Source organism: Mesorhizobium sp. M0410 (assembly GCF_040321435.1).
Classification (GTDB): domain Bacteria; phylum Pseudomonadota; class Alphaproteobacteria; order Rhizobiales; family Rhizobiaceae; genus Mesorhizobium.
This window is the reverse complement of sequence record NZ_JAMYRN010000011.1, coordinates 1-13,038: the sequence shown is the minus strand read 5'-3', so window position 1 is coordinate 13,038 and position 13,038 is coordinate 1. Positions and strand designations below refer to the sequence as shown.

The window sequence follows — 13,038 nt, the reverse complement described above, 5'->3', positions numbered from 1 at the left end:
AAAATAATCACCCGTGTTCCTCCAAGCCCGATCGGCGGTATTCTTCGCGCGGCAGGAGGCGTTTCGGCCATGGCGATTGCCGGCCAGCTGACCCTGGTCGCCGCCATTCCCGTTTTGGCCCGGCTCTATTCCCCGGCAGATTTCGGGATCTTCACGATTTACCTGTCGATCGTAAACATCCTCGGTGCGATCGCAGCATTGCGTTTCGAGGCCTCGCTTTATGGGGTCAAGGACAGTGCGCAGGCGTACGTGACCGTTAAGCTCATTCTCCTGGCTGTCTTGGTGACGAGTGTCCTGGCCTTTGGGGCAGGACTGCTGTGGGCGAGCATCGCTCCAGCGCGAGTTGGCCACCTCGCCTGGCTCATTCCACTTGGGATGGGGGGTGCCGGCCTCGTCGAAGCAATGAACTGCTGGAGTCTGCGCGTAGGCCTGCTACGCGACTTCGCCCTCGGCCGCCTGATTTTGCCGGTGACCATGGCCCTGCTGCAACTAACTTTTGGGCTCGCCCATTTCGGAGGCGACGCGATGGTGCATGCTCATATCCTGAGCCAATTCATCTTCATCGGAATCCTCGGCTCTCGGATTCTGAGCAGGAAGGACATAGGCGGCATCGCCCGAGCGCCGTGGCGGACCGTCTTTGCAGTCGCCAGGCGAGAATACAAGTTTCCATTGTTTGACATTCCGTCGGCCCTAGCGAGTTTTGCCATCATCAATCTTCCCGCAATACTCGTTGGTTCGCTGTTTGGCGCCGCTTTTGCCGGCTACCTGGGAGTTGCGTCACGGCTGGTGACTGCACCCGTCACGCTGATCGCCAACCCGCTTAGCAATGTTTTTGTATCTGAGGCGAACAAAACCAGCAGTCGCGCCCATTTGCTCGGCACCGCGCACGGCCTCTTGATGCTTTCAGCCGGCCTCACCGCATTGCCAATATTAGCGCTTGGCCTGGCCGCGCCATATATCGTCGTTCCCCTTTTGGGCGCGCCCTGGGTTCCCGCCGCAGACATTATGACCGCGCTGGCGTTCATGGGTGCCACGCAGGCGTTGTCGACACCGCTTCAAGATGTCCCGGCTCTTCTGCGGCGGCAAGAGGTACGACTTCTCGTCGACGGCGCGCGGACGGCGCTTGTATTTGGCCCGCTACTCGCCGGTGCTGAGGCAGGTTGGGAACCACTCAAAGTCATTTATCTGATGGCGGCCGGCGGCGCCGTCGGGTTTGCACTGAAAACGGCGGCCTCTCTGTATCTTCTCCGCCACTACGTCGAACCATCGGGAGCCGCCATACCAAAGCAGAGTCATCATCTCGAGGGAAAAACACCATGAAGCACTCGCAGCTTGATCAGCTTCTAACGACCGATGTGGTTGACCAACATCATCGCGCTGATGCTTCGCGACTGCGCCCTTTCATTTCAGTTGCCATCCCGACCTTTCGCCGACCGGACACGATCCGCCGGGCGATGGATAGCATTCTGAGTCAAGATTTCGCCAGTTGGGAGCTGGTCGTCAGCGACGACGAGGGCCGAGAGGGAGCGACCTGGGCAATCGTCACCGAGTATGCACGGACCGAGCCTCGCATCCGAATTGTCGAGAACGGTCGGGGCCGGGGTCAGGTCGAGAATACCAACAACGCCATGCTCGCTTGCGTCGGAAAATGGATCAAGCTGCTCCATGACGATGACTGGCTCGCCCCAGGCGCACTCAAGACCTTTGCCGAGGTTTCCACCAAGCATCCCTCGGCTGCATTTATGACCTGTGCCGCGAATATAATTGAAGACGATCGGATGAAATTCCGATTGCCACCGCAAGGGCGACAACGGATCTCCGTCTACTCGAGCCAGCAATGCCTAACGGACCTCTATCTGGTCCGTACGACGCGGAGCCTCGGGATCATCCCGTCGACGCTGTTGATCAACCGCGACGTCATTCACGCGGGTTGCCTGATGCGCGCGCACAATTCTATCCCGGCCGGAGTCGACCAGCTGTTCTTTGTTGACCTGGCATGCCACGGAGACATGGTCGCGATAAATGACGGCTTGATCTTCTACGACGCGACCAATCACCCGAGCATCACTACAACTAAGAATTTTGATGAAGTTGATCAAGTAACTCTTGCCGTCAAAGAGCTTAACTGGAATCTAATTCAGGATCGTAAACACCTCCCTCGCCCCGAGACTTTGTTACGGGCGCTGCGGGTTGCTCGTATTCCCAGCAGATTCCACCAGCAGTCATGGCGAGCGACGATCCAAGATGCCATGCAAATTCTTCGCCCATCAGTTATGAAAATTGCGAGCCAGCACATTCTTACTTACGTGTTCGCCATCCGCCCGAGACTGGGCCGGTTGCGTAGCCAGAGGCGAATTTAGCGTGGCGGCATCATTGAGGCCTGCGTTGGCCGGCTGGCACGCATTCTACACCGTCGAAGGCGGCTTTCCTTCGTCCAGGCTTCGGGGATAGCGAGATGACCATTTGTCCGGCGTGTGGCAGTGTATCAACCGCAAAATTGTTCGAAGTGACAGCAGACGAGGCCTCTCGACATTTCATCAATCCGCGTCAGGACCCCGATCGCTCCCGAAAGTTAACAAGCCACCTGTCGGATCTCTGGGGCCGTAACACTTGCGACATTCGCAAATGCGCAGATTGTGGATTCGGTTTCGCAGATCCGTTCGTCGCCGGCGGCTTTGAGTTTTATAACTTAGCCTGGGCGTACCCTTCTTATCCAACTATGAAATGGGAATATGCAAGAACAATCGAAGAGCTCGCGGGCCTGAATACTGGCGGAAAGACTGCTCTCGAAGTGGGATCGGGGTTTGGGTATTTTCTCGACCGCATCAAGAATAAATTCTTCCATACTTCGGATATTTCTGCCGTCGACTACAACGAAACGGCGCGATCAGTACTGGCGTCAAAAGGCTTCAAGACATTTGCAAATGACTTTCGAGATGGCAGCTTCAATCCCATGAAAGAGGCGTTCGATTTTATTTTCATGTTTCAGGTCTTCGAGCATATGGACCAAGTGGATGAGGTCTTTGCTCGCTTAAAATATCTTCTGAAGGCGGAAGGATCTGTTTTCATTGCCGTGCCAAATGAAAACAGAACGTACTATATGGAGTCTCACGGTTCGCTCGTAGACATGCCACCAAACCACATTGGCCGATGGACGAAAGGAGCCTTCGATGCCATATGTCGGCGGCACGGCTTGCAATTGAGCAAATGCGAGCGCGAGCCGTTCAATCTCGCCAAATTCCTGAAGCAAGACATCGTCCACAGCTTTTTGCGAAAGGGCCAAAAACCAGGTAGTCTGAGTGAGTTCGTTCGGGCCCTGCCGCGAAGCAAAGCGCAACGAATGGCGCAAGGTTTGACCGCCCTTGCGATTTCACCGTCACGCTTGCCGGCATGGGCATACGCCATCAGGAACGCATCTACGATGGGCGGGAGCGCACTCTGGGCGAAAATCGACAAAGTCTCGTCACCTGCGCCACGGATTCATCGCCAAGCCAAGCAGTAATGAGCGGTGCCACGCCGCTTGCAGCGGGAAGGTGATTTTGACACCACCAGGCTGCTGGACCTGCCAAGCAGACGAAGGATGGCATCAGGGGCGTCGCCTCAGGCGTTGCTCCCGAAATTCATGAATGCCCGTCCGGCGGCTCCTGGCCAGTAGGTTCCGTTGTGACACCTCGGCCCCACGCTCCGGACGGATCTCTCCGCGGCAACCCCGGCTACGGGCGAATGGCCCGCGCCGGCAGCCGATCGGCGCGGCGCCTAAAACGGGGATTTTCAACGGGCGGTGGTGGGAAGTAGGCAACAGTAAAAGCCGAGCTCGTCATGCTCCCTCCAGCAAGAGATCAGCGCTGTCCCCAAACCGGTAACCCGCGTGCTTCCTGAGATTAACCTTCGTGAGAACGCTTGCGACGGGAACCGAAGCTGGCGTATCGCCCGCAAGCAAGTCTAGGACGCCTCGCGCGATGCTGCGTCGCGTTTTCGCCCAGCGAATGGCGAAAAGAACCACGTCACCCCAGCCTGTCAGGAGTCTGGCCTCTGGTCCCTCAAGCCCCAGCGGCCCATTTATGATGACCACCCGATAGACCGAGTGCAGTTCATCTTTGAAAGGGGAGCCATCGACACTGGACAGTAAGGGCAGCAGATCCTCCGACGGTGCGAGCGCCATGAAATCGATTCCGATTGCCGACATTCCAGCTATCGCATCACGCAGCGCACAACGGTCATTGATATAGTCTCCAAAAAAATTGTGCGGCTTACGTGCGCTGAATTCCTTCACAAACTCGCCTGTAAGGCGGCGGTCCGTGCGGTCCAGATCAATAAAGAGTACTCGCCCTCCAAGTCTTGTGGCCGCCAAGGCCATGCTCCATGCGAGCTCGGTCTTGCCATCATCCTCACTGCAGGATGTTATCAAGATTATGTTCGAGCAATCCCTCGCCCGCTGGGGCGCTGCAGCGACAAGCAGGGCCGTCACGGCGCGGCTGTATCTTGACTCCTGCTGACCTGAAACCAGCTGCTGCAGTCGCCTCGCGTGCGTTGTGGCAGCCTGGGGTATCAGCCCGAGGCACGGAACTTTGAGCGCGGCTTCAGCTTCGGCCTCTCCGTGCAAGGTGCTATCGAAGCGTTGGCGGACAAGTATGAAGATCCCCCCAATCAGGCCAAACACAACCATGCCGGGCGGAATAAGAAATATTGGCGACAGAGTCGTTGGATTGGTAGGAGGCCACGCCGCTGAGAGAAGCCTGACTCCGGGGGATGGACTTGCGATACGCCGCATCAAGTCTTGTTGCCGGGTCAAAAGGTCGTTGTAGCGCTGCGTCAGGATGCCGACCTGGGGCTCGAGAGCGCGCAATCCGGAAAGCCGGCCGGCTGTATCGGCCACAACCGCATCCAGGACGTCCTTACGCTTTTGCAGCACCGCTATTTGGGAGCGATAGATGTTCGTCTCGGCAGCGACGCGGGCGATTTCTTGTTCGATCTCACGATCGATCGCATTTGTGACATCCTCATCTGTTGTGCCGTTGGCCTGGCGTGCCAAGAGATCGGCCAGCACGGGTGATCCGATGGTTTCGGCTACCGCGGCAACCGACGCGCCCCCCTTTCGCAAGTCCTGAATGTGTTGAAGTCGAGATTCCGATGCGGAGAGATCGGCTTTCGACAAGGAGATTTGCTGGGTGAGTTCGACTATCTCCTTGGCGGCATTATCCGCTGCACCTTGGTCGATCGCGCCATGGCTCAGCCGATACCTCTCAAGACGATCGGTCGCTTCTGCGAGACTGTTCTGTGTAGCTGGAAGTCCGGCAACTATCGATTCAAGTTCCAGTCTGTCCGATGCTTGGCTTTTCCTTGCCAGATCGCCAATATACACTTGGACAAAGGTATTGGCGATCAAAGCAGCTCGCGCCGGATCGTGATCGGTGAAGCCGACACTGATGACCCTCGATCGCAGCTCCTGGCCGATCCTTATACCCTTACGGAGTATCTTGAGTTCAGCCGCATCTGGCTCCGCCGGAGTGCTTCGCGGCCAAATTTTGGCCAGCAGATCGGCTGTACCCGAGCGCAACTTCGGCGGCTCGACGCCCGCAGGGTCAGCAGCAGAATTTTCGGTAACAGCATCAACCTTTCTAGTATTGTTGAGAGCGTCCGTTTTGCGCAGCGCTGCCACCACGCTTCGCAGATGGCCTTGCGACGAGAGCATGGTGATGTGGTCGTCAATGCTGGAATCCAGCACATCTTGAGTAGAGACCGAGCCGCCGGCAGGGGCTGCTCTACTAGGTGCGTCGACGATTACCTGTGCGGTGGCTTCATACAGGGCAGGCCGTGCAAGACCCGCAAGCGCGGCTAATACACCGCCAGTGATGACCATGGCCAGCAGGAACCATTTTTTTCTTGAGAGGGTAATGAGGAGCTGATGGAATGGGGTTTGCGTGTCCATCTGTTCGCGTAAAGGCCGTTTCATGCGCGGAGCGATTTCGCGCGCAGGCACGTGCATTTCGTTAACGTGCGGAAGGTGGATGCGGCTAACTATGGACCCTTCCATCTTAATCTCCTGTAAGTTCGGGCACGCGAGAACCCGTTGCTGTGGGCGATGGCCGCCTTGCCTCGTTGTGCCAGGCCTGGAACATCAAAGCGGGCCACAATTCACGAGAATGGTCGTGCCTGCCGTCAACGTGATCGCGCCAGCACGCATCCACCTCTGCAAGGTCGAAAATCCCGTCTCCGGACAAACGCATATCGGCGACAAGGTCGTTTGCCCAACTCAGCAGCGGGCCTCTCAGCCAGACTGCTATAGGAACATCAAAACCTTGCTTCGGCCGCTCGATCAGCCGCTGCGGAACGTACCGGCGCAACAACTGACGAAGAATCCACTTGCCTTTGCCATTACGAACTTTCGTATTCGTCGGCAGGCGCCAGGCAAATTCGACAACCCGATGATCGAGCAGCGGGCATCGCCCCTCGAGGCTGTTGGCCATGCTGGCGCGGTCCAGCTTCACCAATATGTCCCCGGGGAGGTATCCAGCCATATCGTCATACAAAAGACGGGACAGCAGCCCATCAAGCCGGTGATCGACGTGAATTGATGAGGGTGGCTGGTGGAGGCTCAGGTTCTCGTTCGATGATCCCGTAAGTCGCCGATACAACTCGTCCTCGTTGGCTGCAGCAAGCAGCTGAGCTAGGCGATTCAGCCGATCCCCCCGAAGCGCATGCCGTGCACCCTCCGAAAGCGGCAGCTTGCCGACGAGATCGTGGCGGGCTGCACGGGCCAATAACCCAGTGCCTGCCGCGAGCGCCCGACGCAGTGCTGACGGCAGAATATGCTGTCGTCGCAGGCGGGCCGCCATGAAGTGGCGGGCGTAGCCGGCGAAGCATTCATCGCCACCGTCGCCCGACAGAGCCACCGTAACGTGCCGCCGGGCGAGCCGCGCCACCAGCAGAGTTGGTATCTGCGATTCGTCAGCGAATGGCTCGTCCCAGATCTGCGGCAGTTCTGGAATGACGTCGCGCGCTACGGCAGCCGAAAGGTGGAGTTCGGTATGGTCGGTCCCCAGATGGCGCGCGACTTCCGCAGCGTGGGGAGCCTCATCGAACCCGCCCTCTCCGAAAGCGATCGTGAACGTGCGCACGGGCTTTTCCGATTGAGCCTGCATAAGGGCCACAACCGTCGAGCTATCTATTCCGCCCGACAGGAAGGCCCCGAGCGGGACGTCAGCGATCATGCGCTCCCGAACGGCAAGTCGAAGCAGGCCGTCCAGTTCATTGGTGAGTTCCTCGTCGCTGCCGGCGACCTGTTCCGCCCGCCCTTTCGTGGCGGCTTCGGCCAGCGACCACCAGTGTCGAATGCGATGCGACAGAGAGGCGACACTGCGTTCCCCGGAGAACTCAGCGGCCGTTACCGACAGGACCGAACCCGGCGGCAGCTTGAACACGCCTCGCCAAATGCAGCTGTCATCCGGTACCCATCCCTTCGAAAGCATTGCCGCGGCCGCATCGATATCGAGCTCCTGGCAAAACCCTGGAAAACGGTTGATCGCCTTCAACTCGGAAGCAAAAACAAGTGCATCGCGTGTTGAGGCGATATAAAGCGGCTTTTTACCCATTCGGTCGCGGGCGAGATGGAGCGTCCTTGTCCTAAGGTCCCACAATCCTAAAGCGAACATGCCGGCGAAACGGGTGAGTGCTTTTTCGAGGCCCCAACTCTCAATTGCGGCGAGCATGACTTCGGTATCGCTGGCGCTCCGAAAATGATGGCCTGTACTCTCCAGCTCACGGCGCAAATCACGGAAATTGTATATTTCGCCGTTGAATGTAATGACATATCGGCCGCTTTCAGAATGCATCGGCTGACGGCCAGCCTCTGACAGGTCAACTATGGCCAGCCGCCTGTGGCCGAAGGCCACCCCCGATTCACAGTTTACCCAGAATGCCTCGCCATCCGGCCCGCGGTGACGAAGTGCGGCCGTCATCTGCTCTATTGCCCTGAGCGGCCTCGTGTCGGCTGAATCGGAGGCAAGAAGAATTCCGGCAATACCACACATACCATTACCCCGGATTGTTGGAGATTGCAGAAACTGCTTTCGGCGTACCGGCGACAAGGCAGATGGTTAGCGCAAACCATACGATCGGGTGGCGGATGATCAGATGCGGCATCCCGAAGATGATGATTGACACCACGAGCGCTAACAGCGCGTCGAGCTTCGCACGCCACACCGATATGATGGCGGCGCCGACTATCCAGACCAGCGCCAGAACCGCAATGAGACCACCTTGAGTGTACAGGTCGAGGATCGTGTTGTGAGCCTCGAAGGGCCGTTCCAGAAATTGCGAGTCGAACACTGATGGGCGCTCGAGATGCGGACCTGGACCAAGGCCCAGCGACCCGGATTCGGCGCCCTTCTCCAGCGCTTCGTTCCAGAGATGCACGCGGAGTGCGGCGGTTTCGGCAGTGGCCTCGCCGCCTTTGTCCTTGGTCAGGCCCTTGGCGAAATTTTCGAAGACGCTCGCCTCAGTTACGGCGTAAGGGGTTATCGCGATCGCCAACGGAAGGATACCGACAAGCAACAGGAGGACGGCTTGCCGTGAAAAGCTGACTCTGTTGCCACCGGTCTTGAGCCATGTCCTGATCCGCAGCCCGAGGAACGTCAGGCAGGTCAGGATGCTGGTGTACAGATAGGTATCGCTCTTTGTCAGCCTCCCGACATAGAAGGTCAGGAACAAGCTGGCGATCCCAAGAAACCTGCCCCATCGATTGCTGGTGGTGGTCGCAAGATGCAAGGCTAGCGGGCCAAAGATTGCGCAGTAAAGCGCGAGCTGGTTTGGATTATGCGACCAGCCACGGAAGCGGTCCCAGTACCAGGGATCGACGCCTGCTTGGGGGATCCAGCCCCAGCCCTGTCCCAGCTGAACGGCAAGCGCGATATTCGCGATGCCCACAACCCACCAGCCAGTACGACGCAGCCGGCGATCAGCGTCGGGTTCTGCAGCGGCAAGGCAGGTGATGCTGACCAACAGCAGGTAGGCCATCGTATCGTGCATCAGGCCCGTCAGATATAGAATTGTGGTCAGATAGCCGACGACGGTGCCGATCCCGAGAGCAAGCGCCATGATCGTCCAGAAGCTCACAAGGCGTGTCAGCGCCGGCCTTGTCTCCAGGTGGCCCCCGGCGAGTACGCGCCCAATCGACAGCATGATCCAAAGTACGATGAACAGTTCGCCAACCCCTAAGGGCGACCCTGGAATGTCGAGTTGCACCGCATAGGTCGTTGCGAGGCCGCAGGCCAGGATCGCGTCCCGGATCATCGGCGCCAGTCCAATCTGCTTCTCGCAGCACCCTCTCCAAACAAGATCGGAGACGCCGGTCGGGCGAGATCGCTGTAGGGTTTGGCGCCAAGGATATTTTTGTACAGATCGCAATATTGGGCCACCACCCGCGGCAGCGCGAACTGCTCCCGGACAAGTTCGACGGAACGACCGCCCATGACCTTTCCGCGACTGCGGTCGGAAAGGATGTCAACTATTCGAGATGCAAGACCATCGGCGTCGTGCGGTTGGACAAGATAGCCGTTCCATCCATCCTCGACCACTTCATTGCAGCCGGGCATGTTCGAGGCAACGATGGGCAAACCCGCCAGCCCTGCCTCGAGCAGGACGCGCGGGATTCCTTCCCGATATTGTGTGGGGAAGGCGAACACGTCGGCCATGCCAAGAAGGGCTGAAACATCGCGTCGTGGGCCAAGCGCGATAACATGAGGAGCGTGTCGATCGATTTCCGACTTGTCGACTGCAAATGGACCTTCGGACTCCCAAGGGCCGACAAGCACGAAACGAGCGTTAGGTCTTTTGGAAAGGACGCGGGGCACTGCTTGAAGCAGTATCGGGATGCCCTTCTGGCGGGTCAGCCGGCCCACAAAAATCACGATCTCCGCTGACTGGAGCCCTAATTCCTTGCGCATTTTCGTTGCCGGCGGAGCAAGATGCCTCGCCATGGCGAACGCATCGACGTCGATGCCAGAACTGCGGATCACTCTTCCGCTGCCGGGTTCAATTAATCGAAAGCGCTTGAAGAAGGCCTCATCGTCCCGGTTCTGAAACACCGTCGCTGCCGTCCAGAAGGAAGCAAGCCACTGCAGTCCGCAAAAGATTGGACGCAAGGCCAGAGCCCGCGGTTCCAGCGAGGAGAATGTCCAGCCGAGGCCGTTGATCGTGCGTACGACCGGAACTGTTCCGCGCAGCGAAAGGGGTGCCAGCAGGTTAGGCTTGGTGTCGAAACTTTGGACAATGTCAGGCCGGAGTTCCGCAACCAGTTTCCGAATCGCTCTTACGGCGGTCCACTCGCCACCGCCGCTGGCAAATCGGTCGAAACCGTAGCCGCGATGCGGAATGCCATGCCGCAAAAACGCAGCCTCATCGCCGGTCGAAACCGCTGTGACCCGGAAGCCGCTTTCGCGCAGCGACATTAGGAACGGAATTCTCAGGGCGTGATCTTCGCCTCCCACACAAACGAGATGCGGATTCATCCCGAAGCTCCCGTCCGTGCGCCGTGTTTCGGTCGCATGAAGTAACTACCTTTCGCATCTGCTTTCATGGTTCTGCTTCGTTACTTCTGTGCGCGTGAAAGGGTACGGTAGGAGGAGGCTTGCCTACTGTCCTCGTCTGTTTGAATGAGGTAAACCGCATTGGGATCACGGCCTTACGCATAGCGCGAAGCACCTCGACGGCATCTTGTGGATACGCCGATGAATTGTGCCTCGAACTCTGGCGAGTTCTGCCAAGCCGGACTCGTCACTGATAAGCCAACCGAAGAAAGCCCTTCCGACAGTCGTGCGCTGTACGGCTGCTCTACGCTGGGATTCCTAAGCTCCCTGTCCGGTCCGCGTGTTACCAGGCATGATGATCAGCCCTCTCACCCACAATCCCTGACGCGGCTTGCCTCCTTGCGACCAGCGGGCAAGCCGATTCGACCCCTCCGATGTCGAAAACCTGATCTGCCGACCGATATCCCGCGACGAGCGGGCAGACGCTTACGAATTGTCCACAACTAATTGGTTGCGGCAATGAGACTACGAAGGGCCTTGTCCCTTAGACTAAATGTTCTTCTGATCTGTAAATTTGCAGGTTAACAGCTAAATTAACAACTCAATACCGCAACATGCAGGCTAAATTTTTTAGACAATTAATCTATCGATTTTCAATTAAATTGGATTGATCTGCATAGCTATGCGAGCTTAACTTGATTGTATACTTGATATTTATTTAATACATCTATTGGGATTTCTCCCTCTGTGCAGCATTCCTACTGGCGATCAACCATTCTATCAGAGGCTGCAGGTATGTGATTTGGCGCTAATATACACCCTCTAGTAGGCAATCCCCGGGCGCTATCGAATGAGACAAAGGAATATTGGATGGCAACTCTGCACTACGCCTCGGGTGGCTCCGCCACCGAAATCGCAACCGCCGGGTTCAATCTGGCCGACGTTCAATATGTTAGCCAGGTCAACGCATTGCCGGATGGCATGAAGGGCCTGGTGTATCTGAATGAGCACGAGGGCGTAACCTCATCCTTCATCGAGAAAATGACCCCCTTCCTCGGCAATCCGAACGTGTTCGGATTCTATCTTGTTGACGAGCCCGATCCCACCGGCAGGTGGGGCACCTACGCAACCGCTGAGAACCTGAAGGCGGAATCCGACTGGATCCATGAGCATTTTCCGGGCGCCAAGACCTTCATCACCATGATGAATATGGGATCCCCGACCAATCCGGATTTTACGAACACCTACAATCCGGCCAACACGCATATCGACTATTTCGGAATAGACCCCTATCCGGTGCGCACGGGAACGGACACGGTCGACTACGACATGATCGATCGAGCCGTGGCTGCAGCGGTGAAGTCGGGCATCCCGGTTAGCAACATCGTTCCGGTCTACCAGGCCTTTGGCGGCGGTAACTGGGAGACTTCCGATGGCGGAAGACATGTCATGCCCACCCCCGAACAGATGCAAATCATGATCGATCATTGGGCCGCACTGGTGCCGACGCCCGGCTTCGACTACACCTATAAATGGGGAACGCAGAACGGCGACACCGCGCTTGAAAGCTCCTCCGAACTGCAGGCCTTTTTCCGGGAGCACAACCTCGCTACCACCGGAACCACCCCGCCTCCCGTCGACACAAGCGACATCTTGTATGGCACCAGTGGCGACGATGTATTCCACGGAGCCGGCGGCCACACGATGATCGGCTATGGCGGCAATGATACCTATTATGTCGACGATGTCCGCGATAAGGAGATTGAGGCTGCGGGCGGCGGTACCGATAAAGTACTCGCCTCGGTCAGTCATGCGCTTGCGGCCGGATCGGAGATCGAACTTCTCGCCACCAGTAATCCGTCCGGCACGACGGCAATCAATCTCACAGGCAACGGCTTTGCTCAGACCATTCAGGGCAATGCCGGCGCCAATGTCATCAACGGCCTCGGCGGCGCCGACACGATGACCGGCTATGGTGGCAATGACACCTACTATGTCGACAATGCCGGTGACAAGGTCATCGAGGCGGTGGGCGGCGGCTCCGACCGGGTGATCACGTCAGTGAGCCATGCGCTTTCGGCGGGCACCCAGATCGAGCTTCTCGCCGCAAGATATCCATCCGACACGACGGCAATGAACCTCAGCGGCAACGAGTTCAGTCAGACCATCCAAGGCAACGCCGGCGCGAACATCATCAACGGCGGCGGTGGTGCCGACACGATGACCGGCTATGGTGGCAATGACACCTACTATGCCGACAATGCCGGTGACAAGGTCATCGAGGCCGTAGGCGGCGGTACCGATAAAGTACTCGCGTCAGTAAGTCATGCGCTTGCGGCCGGGTCGGAGATCGAGCTTCTCGCCACCAGCAATCCGTCCGGCACGACGGCAATCAATCTCACAGGCAACGGCTTTGCCCAGACGATCCAGGGCAATGCCGGCGCCAATTTCATCAACGGCCTCGGCGGCGCCGACACGATGACCGGCTATGGTGGCAATGACACCTACTATG

General features: G+C 57.8%; 8 protein-coding genes. 4 read left to right on the top strand and 4 right to left on the bottom strand.

Translation table 11 applies throughout. The features are described 5' to 3' along the window. The first annotated feature begins 69 nt into the window (after positions 1–69). From NKI63_RS17825 to NKI63_RS17815, 3 genes are all read left to right on the top strand, one after another. The gene (locus NKI63_RS17825) at positions 70–1,320 is read left to right on the top strand and encodes a lipopolysaccharide biosynthesis protein (protein WP_352507239.1); all 1,251 of its coding nucleotides are present in this window, start codon (positions 70–72) and stop codon (positions 1,318–1,320) included. Next, positions 1,317–2,360, top strand: a complete 1,044-nt coding sequence (locus NKI63_RS17820; protein ID WP_352507240.1) for a glycosyltransferase family 2 protein — start codon at positions 1,317–1,319, stop codon at positions 2,358–2,360. The genes NKI63_RS17825 and NKI63_RS17820 overlap by 4 nt, the downstream gene beginning before the upstream one ends. A 95-nt stretch (positions 2,361–2,455) precedes the next feature. Continuing rightward, the gene (locus NKI63_RS17815) at positions 2,456–3,502 is read left to right on the top strand and encodes a class I SAM-dependent methyltransferase (RefSeq protein ID WP_352507241.1); all 1,047 of its coding nucleotides are present in this window, start codon (positions 2,456–2,458) and stop codon (positions 3,500–3,502) included. A 315-nt stretch (positions 3,503–3,817) separates the two neighbouring features. On the opposite strand, the gene NKI63_RS17810 is transcribed toward NKI63_RS17815, so the two are convergent. Genes NKI63_RS17810 through NKI63_RS17795 form a run of 4 tightly spaced genes read right to left on the bottom strand, consistent with a single transcriptional unit; the run spans position 3,818 to position 10,508 of the window. Then, entirely contained in the window at positions 3,818–6,034 is a 2,217-nt protein-coding gene (locus NKI63_RS17810) for a GumC family protein (RefSeq protein ID WP_352507242.1), read from the bottom strand. Position 6,035: 1 nt separating this feature from the next. After that, positions 6,036–8,030 (bottom strand): asparagine synthase (glutamine-hydrolyzing), encoded by a 1,995-nt coding sequence (asnB, locus tag NKI63_RS17805; RefSeq protein ID WP_352507243.1) that lies wholly within the window; start codon positions 8,028–8,030, stop codon positions 6,036–6,038. A gap of 4 nt (positions 8,031–8,034) precedes the next feature. After that, positions 8,035–9,291, bottom strand: coding sequence for an O-antigen ligase family protein (locus tag NKI63_RS17800; protein ID WP_352752861.1), 1,257 nt, complete (start codon positions 9,289–9,291; stop codon positions 8,035–8,037). Then, positions 9,288–10,508 (bottom strand): glycosyltransferase family 4 protein, encoded by a 1,221-nt coding sequence (locus NKI63_RS17795; protein WP_352507247.1) that lies wholly within the window; start codon positions 10,506–10,508, stop codon positions 9,288–9,290. The genes NKI63_RS17800 and NKI63_RS17795 overlap by 4 nt, the downstream gene beginning before the upstream one ends. Before the next feature lie 888 nt (positions 10,509–11,396). Here NKI63_RS17795 and NKI63_RS17790 point away from each other — a divergent pair. Continuing rightward, a partial coding sequence (locus NKI63_RS17790; protein WP_352754661.1) for a calcium-binding protein occupies positions 11,397–13,038 on the top strand: 1,642 nt, incomplete at its 3' end.